Below are 1431 nucleotides of genomic sequence, written 5' to 3'. Positions count from 1 at the left end.
GGACTGATACAACCTAAAGGCCAGGTGGTTGAAACCACAGCTCTATAGCCCAAGTCAGCCTGCGCCGACTCACCCCTATCTATCCGAGGTGGATTTTGCCTGTGTAGGCAAGGCTTCTAGCTGCCAGCATTGAGAGTCATGAGCTCATTGAACTCACGTTATAGGAAAGAACATATCCTACAACTCTTTAACCGGATTTGATGTGAGTAGAGATCACACCATGCCGTCGCAATACCTTAAAGGTTGATATAGCTGCATTCATTAAGGCTAGGACATATAGGTAGAAGAGTTCCCTTGCCTCTACCCTCTCCATGGCTAAACCCTATAGTGGCGACTTCCGACGCAATGTGATGCAGGCGATCGAGTTGGACGGCCTTAAGAAATGCGAAGCTAGTCAACTATTCAACATCAGCCGCAACACCATCAACTTGTGGTGTCAGCGCAAAGCCCAAATCGGCGATATCCAACCGACCCCCCGAACCCGACCCCCCGAACCCGACCCCAGTGCCCACCCAAAATCAACGATTGGGATAAATTCGAGGCGTTCGTCGGTGCCCATAGCGACAAAACCCAGCGGGAACTAGCCGAACTGTGGGACGGTGAGGTCAGCCAACCCACCATCTCACGGGCCATCGCGAAGATTCGCTACAGCCGTAAAAAAAACTACGGGTACGTCCAACGAGACGAGGAGAAACGAGCAGCCTTCCTAGCCTGGTTGAGCCAAGCGTTCAAGGCGTCTGTGACCTACGTCGATGAGTCCGGCATGGATGAGCGGGACACCTATGGCTATGGCTACTCTCCCATGGGAGAACGGTTCTATGGGATGAAATCGGGTCGGCGTCAGGGACGGGTGAATAGGATTGTGGGGTATCGGGATGGAGACCTCATTGCGCCCTTTACAGTGGAGTGTTCCTGTAATCGCGTTGTTTTTGAGGTGTGGTTGGAAACTTGTTGGGTGCCGCAACTGCATCCAGGGGAGTGGGTGATTTTGGATAATGCGACGTTTCATCATGGGGGACGGATCGCTGAGTTGATTGAGGCGGCTGGGTGCCAGGTGGTGTATCTGCCGCCGTACTCCCCGGACTTGAATCGGATTGAGAGGTGCTGGGCGTGTCTGAAAAGCCTGATTCGTAAAGTATTGGGAGACGTTGCGAGTTTACGAGAAGCGATGGAGTTTGTGCTGAAGGAAGCTGCGTCCTAACCAAAAAGAATCAAGCTATAGCGTCAACCAGAACGTAGTGCCTTGATTAGTCTCACTTTCGCCGCCAATTTGACCGCCATGTGCTTCGATAGACTTTATCGGAAATTGAGCTGATAGAATCAGGATCAGGAGCATAGACCAGGGTAAGCCCATGAAAATGACTGATGCCGAGTTGCGGACAAAACCCCGAACCTTGTGCAGTTTGCCTGGGCTGAGGGTGCAAGAGTTTG

At 52.1% G+C, this 1431-nt stretch carries 1 protein-coding gene and 1 pseudogene; one reads left to right on the top strand and one right to left on the bottom strand.

What is annotated here, in order from left to right:
* The first annotated feature begins 311 nt into the window (after positions 1–311).
* Positions 312–1201: pseudogene (locus V6D20_12900) on the top strand (IS630 family transposase).
* Between the two features lie 15 nt (positions 1202–1216).
* Here the strand turns inward: V6D20_12900 and V6D20_12895 are convergent.
* On the bottom strand, positions 1217–1431 hold a 215-nt coding region (locus V6D20_12895; protein ID HEY9816678.1), incomplete at its 5' end, for a hypothetical protein.

This window comes from Candidatus Obscuribacterales bacterium, assembly GCA_036703605.1.
GTDB lineage: Bacteria > Cyanobacteriota > Cyanobacteriia > RECH01 > RECH01 > RECH01.
This window is presented reverse-complemented; position numbering and strand designations above follow the sequence as displayed.